Genomic DNA, 7,780 nt, shown 5'->3' on the forward strand with positions numbered 1-7,780 from the left:
CCGGGCTTGTTGAGGAGGCCGCCGTGCTTGGCGGCGTAGACCGACACATACATGCCGAGGTGGATCGCCTCGGAGACCTTGATGGCCTTTAGCGACTGGGCGGCGGCGGGGCTGCCGAGCCGGTCGAACGCCGCGATCATGGCGGCGGCACTCGCCCCCAGCAAAACGGTCCGCCGCGAGGCGGCGCCGGTGTACAGCTTGGTGCCTTTGCGCTCAGATTTCACGACGTGTCCTCCGTTGGGGCCTGTGAGCACCAGACTAAGGACGGAGAACCTGTTCCGAAAAGTCGAGAATCAGTCATGCGATGCTGCCGAAAAGGCAACACCTCAGCCCAGCCTCTTCCTCTTCGACAGTCCGCGGATCGCATCCGCCAGGGCCTTGAGGAACGCCTGCGGCGCGTGCGGCAACGGCCGATCCCGATGGATGCTGATGCTGGAGCGGGCTGCGGCAAACGCAGGATCGGCGATCGGAATCGCCCGCAGCGCATCGGAATGCAGCTCTGTGATCACCGTCAGTGCCGGCATGAAGGCGATCACCTGCCCGGTCGCGGCCATCCGCTTGGTGAGCTCCAGCGAATTGGTCGTCACCAGCACCTGGGGGGTCCGTTGCCGCTTGGCGATCGCCCGTTCGAACACCTGACGCAGACCGAAACTGTGCTCGGGCAGCGCGATGGTCTGGGTGCAGATGTCGTCCAGCGTCAGCGAAACGCGATTGGCGAATTCATGCGTCGGCGCCACCAGGCAGGCGATCGGTTCGACATGTTCAGCGATCACTTCGATCTCTGGCCGCGGCGTCGCGTTGAAGGTGATGCCGATATCGGCTTCGTCCTCGAGCAGCGCCTCGATGATGCGATCGGTCGATCCGGTCTGAATTCGGAAGGTGACGGCCGGATAGCGATGGTGGAAGTTGGCGAGCAGATCGGGGAGCAGCCCCGATACCAGCCCTTCGATCACGAACAGCGAGACCTCGCCGCGGCGCAGGCCGCGCAGATCGTCGATCTCGTTGCGCGCGCGGTCGAGGTCGCGAAAGATCCGGTTGCTCTGCCGGGCGAGGACTTCGCCGGCCGGCGTAAGCTGCACCCCGACCTTGGAGCGCTCGAACAACACGGCGTCGAGTTCGTGTTCGAGCTGCGCGATCTGGCGGCTGACTGCCGACGGTGCGACGTGCAAGCGATCGGCCGCCTTACGGATCGAGCCGAGCCTTGCGACTTCGTTGAAATAGCGCAGGGTCAGGAAGCGCACGCGGGCTCATCTCTCCATGTACTCGGCTCATTGTTCAGGCTGAGCGCATGTTGCGCAAGGCGCCAGATGCTTTGGGGCCGAGCCGAGGCGCTATGCGGTGCCGAGCGCAACGCTCAGTGCATCGCTCTGGTATCGCACCCTCTTCCCCTGTGGGGACCAACGCTGCTCACGACGCCGCCTCCTGCGCCGTCCGCGGCTTCGCCGTGGTGGACGGATCAGCGAACGACCGCAGATCCTGCTCGTCGAGCGTCTCCTTTTCCATCAGCCGGCGGGCCGAGCGCTCGAGCTGGTCGCGGCGCTCGCCGAGCAGCTTGACGGTGCGGTCGAAGGTGGTGTCGACGATGCGCTTGACCTCGTCGTCGACGGCCGCCGCGGTTTCGTCGGAGTAGCTACGCTCCTGCGGCCCGTAATATGGCTGGTCGGTCGCCAGGAACGAGCGGCGGTCCTTTTCCAGCGCGACGTGACCGAGCCGCTCGCTCATGCCGTAGCGGGTGACCATGGCACGGGCGATGTCGGTGACCTTCATCAGATCGTCGGCGGCGCCGGTCGACAGATGACCGAACACGATCTTCTCCGCGGCGCGACCGCCGAGCAGCACCGCCATCTTGTTCTCCAGCTCGTCGCGGGTCATCAGGAAGCGATCCTCGGTCGGCCGCTGGATGGTGTAGCCGAGCGCGCCGATGCCGCGCGGGATGATCGAGACCTTGTGCACCGGGTCGACGCCGGGCAGCGCCATCGCCACCAGGGCATGGCCCATCTCGTGATAGGCGACGATCTCCCGCTCCTTCGCGTTGAGCAGACGGTTACGCTTCTCGAGGCCGGCGACGATGCGCTCGATCGCGTTGTTGAAGTCCTGCATCGACACCGCATCGGCCTTGCGACGGGTGGCCAGAAGCGTCGCCTCGTTGACCAGATTGGCCAGATCGGCCCCGGTGAAGCCCGGCGTCAGCGCCGCGATCTGCTCGGGCGAGACGTCGGACGCCAGTCTGGCCTTGGTCAGATGCACGCCGAGGATCTGGATACGGCCGGCCTTGTCGGGACGATCGACCAGCACCTGGCGGTCGAACCGGCCGGCGCGCAGCAGTGCCGGATCGAGGATCTCGGGCCGGTTGGTGGCGGCGAGCAGCACCAGGCCGGTCGAGGAGTCGAAGCCGTCGAGCTCGACCAGGAGCTGATTCAGCGTCTGCTCCTTCTCGTCGTGGCCGCCCGCATAGGGCCCGATGCCGCGGGCGCGGCCGAGCGCGTCGAGCTCGTCGATGAAGATGATCGCCGGGGCCTTGGCGCGCGCCTGTTCGAACAGATCGCGCACCCGCGCGGCGCCGACGCCGACGAACATCTCGACGAATTCCGAGCCGGAGATCGAGAAGAACGGCACGCCGGCCTCGCCCGCCACGGCTTTCGCCAGCAGCGTCTTACCGGTGCCGGGCGGGCCGACCAGCAGGATGCCCTTCGGCATCCGGCCGCCGAGCCGGCCGTAGCCCTCCGGGTCTTTGAGGAAGTCGACGATCTCCTTCAGTTCGTCCTTGGCCTCGTCGACGCCGGCGACGTCGGCGAACGACACGCCGGTGTCGGACTCGACATAGACCTTGGCCTTCGACTTGCCGATCTGCATCAAGCCGCCACCGACGCCGCCGCCCATCCGGCGCATGATGAACACCCAGACGCCGACGAACAGCAGCACCGGCACCACCCAGGACAACAGATCGCGGAAGAACGTGCTTTCGATCCGGCCGGTGACGACGACGCCCTTGTCCTGGAGCTGGCGCGCCAGATCCGGCTCGACCCGGGTGGTGATGAACATCGGCTTGCCGTCGATCGGCTCCTTGAACCGCCCCTGGATGAAGCGATCGGACACCGCGGCTTCGGCGATCCTGCCCTCGGACAGATAGGTCTCGAACTGGCTGTAGGGGATCTGCGCGACCAGCGTCGCGGTGGTGAACAGATATTGAAAGCCGAGCAAGACAAACAGCGCGATCAGCCAGTACCCGATATTGAACTGGGTCTTCTTGTTGAGCTCCACGACGGTGTCTCCCCGCTTTGCTCCCCGATGGGAGCCTTGCTCCTTGTCGTCCGACTGAAGACGCCCCAGCCGGCGGCCGCGTTCCTCTCAGATCGCGCGGCAGCTTTCGCAGCCTGACCGCCTACGTTGCGACGCGCTGAGATCGGAGTCGCAGCCGCTTCGGCCGATCGCAGCGACACCCGCACAGGCGGGAATGCACCTGACGAGCCGGGCAAATCGAACCGAGATCCGGCCCTGCATCAAAACAGGGCGGACCCCAGTCGATCTAGGGGAACACTAACGGGTTTCAAGATCATCGCACACAGCGCGGCGTGCCGCCGCACTGGCCGGGACGGCCGGCGTCGCGGCGAACGTCAGGCGTTCTTCAGCGCGACACGGAATTCGGCTTCGGTCTTGGCCTTGACCTCGTCGAGGGTGACGCCGTCTGCGAGTTCGATCAGCGCCATGCCGTCGTTGCCGTGCTTGTCGATGGTGAACACCGCCAGATCGGTTACCACCATGTCGACGACGCGCTCGCCGGTCAGCGGCAGATTGCACGACTTCAAGAGCTTCGGGCCGTCCTTGGCGGAATGCTCCATCACCACGACGACACGCTTGACGCCGGCGACGAGATCCATCGCGCCGCCCATGCCCTTGACCATCTTGCCGGGGATCATCCAGTTGGCGAGGTCGCCGTTCTGCGCCACCTGCATGGCGCCGAGAATGGAGAGATCGATGTGGCCGCCGCGAACCATCGCGAACGAATCCGCCGACGAGAAGTAACTGGTCGAGGGCAGCTCGGTGACGGTCTGCTTGCCGGCGTTGATCAGGTCCGGATCTTCTTCGCCCTCGTAGGGGAACGGCCCCATGCCGAGCATGCCGTTCTCGCTCTGCAGCACCACATCGACGCCGTCGGGGATGTAGTTCGAAACCAGCGTCGGAATGCCGATGCCGAGATTGACGTAGAAGCCGTCGCGCAATTCCTTGGCGGCGCGCGCGGCCATCTGTTCGCGGGTCCAGGCCATCAGGGTTCTCCTCAGCTCGCCGCCGATTCGGCGCGCTTGCGGGTGGTACGCTGCTCGATGTGCTTCTTGGCGTTCGGCACGTGGACGATGCGCTGCACGAAGATGCCCGGGGTGTGGATATGATCCGGGTCGATCTCGCCCGCCGGCACCAGATGCTCGACCTCGGCGATGGTGATCTTCGCCGCGGTGGCCATCATCGGATTGAAGTTGCGCGCCGTCTTTCGGTACACGAGATTGCCGGCAGTATCGCCCTTCCAGGCGTGGACGATCGCGACGTCGCCGAACAGGCCACGTTCCATCACGTACTTCTCGCCGTCGAATTCGCGTACTTCCTTGCCCTCCGCCACCAGGGTGCCGACGCCGGTCTTGGTGAAGAACGCCGGGATGCCGGCGCCGCCGGCGCGGATACGCTCGGCCAGCGTGCCCTGCGGCGCGAACTCCAGCTCCAGTTCGCCCGCCAGGAACTGCTGCGCGAACAGCTTGTTCTCGCCCACATAGGACGAGATCATTTTCTTGATCTGCCGGGTCTCGAGCAACCGGCTGAGGCCGATGCCGTCGACGCCCGCGTTGTTGGAGACGAAAGTCAGATCCTTGACGCCGGAGTCGCGGATCGCGTCGGACAATGTCTCGGGGATGCCGCACAGGCCGAAGCCGCCGGACATGATCATCATGCCGTCCCGCAAGATGCCGTCGAGTGCCGTCTTGGCGTCGGGGTATACCTTGTTCATGGTGCAGGACCTGTGAGGGGACTTTGCTGCGACTAGGACTATTAGGCAAAAACCCCGCAACGCGTCAATTGCACCACCCCCTCGATACCCGGAAAGCCTTGAAAGCGCCAAGAAAACCGAGCAAGTTGCGGCTTCAGGTCCGGCCCTCTGGGAGCCGCCTCTCGCGCACGACATTCACGCTCACGTTCCGGAAACTGGTTGGCGATGGCCCTAGGAATTAAGCGCCTCGGGATCTCTGTCGCGGTGCTGGTCGCCGCCGCCTTGACGGGGGCGGTCGCGCTGTCGCTGACGATCGATCGCGGCGTGTTGCGCCAGGCGGTGGAGCAGCAGCTTCGCGCCGCCACCGGCCTGCAGCTCGCGGTCGACGGCGCCATCGACGTCACCATCTTTCCGCGCAGCACGGTGGTGTTCAGCGACGTGCGGCTCGCGAGCGACGGGGACGGCGGCGGCGACGCCGCACTCAGCGTCAAGACGCTGATCGCCAACCTTCGGCTGCTGCCGCTGTTGCTGCGGCGGTTCGAGATCGCCGACGTGGTGCTCGGTCAACCGTCGATCCACGTGGTGCGCGACGCCGATGGCCGCAGCAACTGGACGCCGTTCATCGCCAGCCTGACCAGGACGATGAAGCCCGGCCTCGACGACCAGGTATCGTTCTCCGAGATCCGGTTGCAGGACGGCGAACTCAGCTATCGCGACGACACTGCCGGGGTTCACGAACACATCGGCGACATCGACCTGTCGCTGGCGTGGCCGTCGATCTCGCGCACCTTCGCCGCGACCGGACAGTTCGACTTCCGCGGCGAGCGCATCGACGGCTCGATCACGATCGCGGACTTCATCGCCGCGCTCCGCGGCGACAGTTCCGGCATCAAGCTGCGTCTGGCCGGAGCGCCGATGAAGATCGCGTTCGACGGCACTGTCGCCAACAAATCGGCCCTGTCGCTGACCGGAACGGTGACCGCCGACAGCGCCTCGCTGCGTAACGCGCTGCGCTGGGCCGGGCAGGAGCCGCCGGGTGCCGGCGGGTTCGGCCGGTTCGCCCTGAAAGCACGGGCCAACCTGATGGGTCCGTCGGTGGCCCTTACCAACGTCAATGTCGAACTGGACAAGAACGTCGCCGAAGGCGTGATGACCTACAGCATCGCCGGCGGCCATCAGGGGCTGCAGGCGACGCTCGCCGCCGGCAGCATCGACGTCACGCCGTATATGTCGACGATCCGCCTGCTGGCGAGCGGCGCGCGCGACTGGAACAGGCAATTGTTCGATCTGTCCTCGACCGACCCGGTCGATCTCGACATGCGGCTGTCGGCCGCCAAGGTGACGATCGGCACCACCGCGCTCGGCCGCACCGCGATCAGCGCCAACCTCCGCGGCGGCGCGCTGGCGCTCAGCGTCGGCGAGGCCCAGGTGTATGGCGGCATCGCCCAGGGCACGTTCGGCATCGCACGATCCGACCGGGCCGCCAGCGTCAAGGCACAATTCCAGTTCAACGACGTCGATCTGCAGACATGTGCCGCCGACCTGCTCGGCGTCCGCAACCTGTCCGGCCGCGGCAATCTCAGCGTCTCGCTGGAAGCCGAGGGCGCCTCACCGTTCGGATTGGCGCAATCGCTCGACGGCTCGGCGCTGCTGACCGGCCACGACGGGGCGATCAGCGGCTTCAACGTCGAACAGCTCCTGAAGCGGCTGGAGCGAAGGCCGCTGTCCGGCGGCGGCAATTTCCGCAGCGGCAAGACGCCGTTCGACAAACTGACCGTGGCGGTGCGGTTCGCCGACGGCCTCGCCACTGCCGACGAAATCCGGATCGACGGACCGACCGCTCGGATCTCGCTGAGCGGCACCGCCTCAGTGCCTGCCCGGGAATACGATCTGAAGGGCGTCGCCAGTCTGGCGAACGGCTCCGGCGCCAAGCCCGGCTTCGACCTGCCGTTCATCGTCCAGGGGCCGTGGGACGACCCGCTGATTTTCCCCGACCCGGAAAGCTTGATCCGCCGCTCGCCGGCGTCCGCGCCGCTGCTCGACGCGGTGAAGGACCGCAAGACCCGCGACACGGTGCGTTCCGTGCTCGAACGCATCACCGGCAAGAAGCAGGACGCCGAGCCGCCGGCCGAAGCACCGGCTGCCGCGCCGGCCGAACCGAAGGCGAATTGATCAGTTCGCGCCAGGACACCGACGATCAGACGATCATTCTGAGCGCGTGTTGCGCACCTCACATCGGCGCGGCGTTGTCGGCCTGGGTCTTCGACAGCTTCGCGGCCAGCGAGGCGACCACGATCAGCACCGTCACGGCGGCGATGATCAGCGTGCAGATCGCGTTGATCTCCGGCTTCACCCCGAGTCGCACTTCCGAATAGATCCGGATCGGCAGCGTGGTCGAGCCGGGGCCCGTCGTGAAGCTGGCGATCACCAGATCGTCGAGCGACAGCGCAAACGCCAGCATCCAGCCCGCCGCAATCGCCGGCCAGATCAGCGGCACGGTGGCGCGCAGGAATGCTGCCACCGGAGAGCAGCCGAGATCCATCGCAGCCTCCTCGATGCTGCGGTCGAGCGCATGCAGACGCGACTGCACCACCACCGCGACGAAGCACATCGTCAGCGTGGTATGGGCGACCACCACCGTCCAGAACCCGCGCTCGGCGCTGATCGCGACGAACAACAGCAGCAGTGACAGGCCGGTGATCACTTCGGGCATCACCAGCGGCGCGTACAGCATCCCGGAGAACAGGGTGCGGCCCCTGAAATGCCCTGCCCGCGACAGCGCCACCGCCGCCCTGTCCCCTAAACACA

6 protein-coding genes and 1 pseudogene are annotated in these 7,780 nt (G+C 66.2%); 1 reads left to right on the top strand and 6 read right to left on the bottom strand.

Annotated elements, in window-relative coordinates; translation table 11 throughout:
• From DU475_RS22190 to DU475_RS22210, 5 genes and pseudogenes are all read right to left on the bottom strand, one after another.
• Positions 1-224: pseudogene (locus tag DU475_RS22190) on the bottom strand (ABC transporter substrate-binding protein); the annotation flags it as partial.
• A gap of 102 nt (positions 225-326) precedes the next feature.
• Entirely contained in the window at positions 327-1,241 is a 915-nt protein-coding gene (locus DU475_RS22195) for a LysR family transcriptional regulator (protein ID WP_013504021.1), read from the bottom strand.
• A gap of 166 nt (positions 1,242-1,407) precedes the next feature.
• Positions 1,408-3,261: an ATP-dependent zinc metalloprotease FtsH gene (gene ftsH, locus DU475_RS22200; protein WP_164633345.1), complete on the bottom strand. Its 1,854-nt coding sequence runs from the start codon at positions 3,259-3,261 to the stop codon at positions 1,408-1,410.
• A 353-nt stretch (positions 3,262-3,614) separates the two neighbouring features.
• The gene (locus DU475_RS22205) at positions 3,615-4,265 is read right to left on the bottom strand and encodes a CoA transferase subunit B (protein WP_013504023.1); all 651 of its coding nucleotides are present in this window, start codon (positions 4,263-4,265) and stop codon (positions 3,615-3,617) included.
• An 11-nt stretch (positions 4,266-4,276) separates the two neighbouring features.
• Positions 4,277-4,993 carry a CoA transferase subunit A gene (locus DU475_RS22210; RefSeq protein ID WP_013504024.1) on the bottom strand — a complete coding sequence of 239 codons (717 nt, stop codon included), beginning with the start codon at positions 4,991-4,993 and terminating at the stop codon, positions 4,277-4,279.
• Between the two features lie 204 nt (positions 4,994-5,197).
• Here DU475_RS22210 and DU475_RS22215 point away from each other — a divergent pair, with 204 nt between their 5' ends.
• On the top strand, positions 5,198-7,144 hold the full coding sequence (locus DU475_RS22215; RefSeq protein WP_013504025.1) for an AsmA family protein: 1,947 nt from the start codon (positions 5,198-5,200) through the stop codon (positions 7,142-7,144).
• Positions 7,145-7,202: 58 nt separating this feature from the next.
• On the opposite strand, the gene DU475_RS22220 is transcribed toward DU475_RS22215, so the two are convergent.
• On the bottom strand, positions 7,203-7,780 hold a 578-nt coding region (locus tag DU475_RS22220), incomplete at its 5' end, for an ABC transporter permease (RefSeq protein ID WP_164633346.1).

The organism is Rhodopseudomonas sp. WA056, assembly GCF_010906995.1.
Lineage (GTDB): Bacteria > Pseudomonadota > Alphaproteobacteria > Rhizobiales > Xanthobacteraceae > Rhodopseudomonas > Rhodopseudomonas palustris_G.

Bases quoted from the DNA above. Each gene is read 5' to 3' on its own strand.
- DU475_RS22205 (WP_013504023.1), bottom strand. From the start codon at position 4,265: ATGGCCTGGACCCGCGAACAGATGGCCGCGCGCGCCGCCAAGGAATTG.
- DU475_RS22215 (WP_013504025.1), top strand. From the start codon at position 5,198: ATGGCCCTAGGAATTAAGCGCCTCGGGATCTCTGTCGCGGTGCTGGTC.
- DU475_RS22210 (WP_013504024.1), bottom strand. From the start codon at position 4,993: ATGAACAAGGTATACCCCGACGCCAAGACGGCACTCGACGGCATCTTG.